This window comes from Mesorhizobium sp. M0663, assembly GCF_040320585.1.
Lineage (GTDB): Bacteria > Pseudomonadota > Alphaproteobacteria > Rhizobiales > Rhizobiaceae > Mesorhizobium.
Genome location: NZ_JAMYPX010000107.1, coordinates 1 through 936, shown reverse-complemented (window position 1 = coordinate 936; position 936 = coordinate 1). Strand labels below are relative to the sequence as shown.

At 63.0% G+C, this 936-nt stretch carries 1 protein-coding gene; it reads left to right on the top strand.

The features are described 5' to 3' along the window. Positions 1-936: AMP-binding protein (locus tag NKI54_RS36310; protein WP_352694658.1), on the top strand; the 936-nt coding region annotated here is incomplete at both ends.

Genomic DNA, 936 nt, shown 5'->3' with positions numbered 1-936 from the left:
CGCATCACCTGATCGCGCTCGGGGTGAGGCCGGACCAGCCGGTGGCGATCTGCCTGGAGCGCAGCCCGGCGATGGTGGTGGGTGTCTTGGCGATCCTCAAGGCCGGCGGCGCCTATCTGCCGCTGGACCCGGCCTATCCCTGCGCGCGGCTGCGGCAGGTTGTCGAGGATGCGGCGCCGCGGCTGCTGCTGGCCGATGCGGCCGGCCGCGCCGCGCTCGGCCCCGAGGCGCTTGTCGATGTGAGCGTGGTCGATCTGGAGACGGCGACCCCGGCTTGGGCCGAACTGCCCGCTTGCGATCCCGAGCCGCGCGCCCTTGGCCTGACCTCACGCCATCTCGCTTATGTGATCTACACCTCCGGCTCAACCGGAACCCCAAAGGGCGTCATGGTCGAGCACCACAACCTGGTCAATCTTACAGCATGGCATGTGCAAACGTTCTGTCGGCAACGAGAAACCTGCTGCGCACTCACGGCCGGAGTGGCATTCGATGCCAGCATTTGGGAGCTGTGGTCTGCATTATCCAATCGTAGCGCATTGCTGCTCTCGCCAAGAGCAGCAGCAGGAGATCCCCTGCTTCTACTGCAATGGTGGTGTGATCAATCGCTGGAGACCGCCTTTTTAGTCACGCCGCTGGCTACAACCGCGTTAGAAGACAAGCAAATAAATCCCACATTGGAGTATTTGCTTATTGGCGGTGATCGTCTCCAGCGTGTGCCTTCCCGGCTACCGTCGCCTCTCAAGTTAATAAACAACTATGGCCCGACGGAAGTTACCGTCGTGGCAACCTCGGGACGGCTCTTCAGTGACAACGTTGTGCCGCATATCGGGCGTCCGATTGCGAACACGCGGTTGTATCTCCTGGACGGTCATGGCGCGCCGGTGCCGTTCGGGGCGGTGGGGGAGCTTTACATTGGCGGGGCGGGGGTTGCGCGTG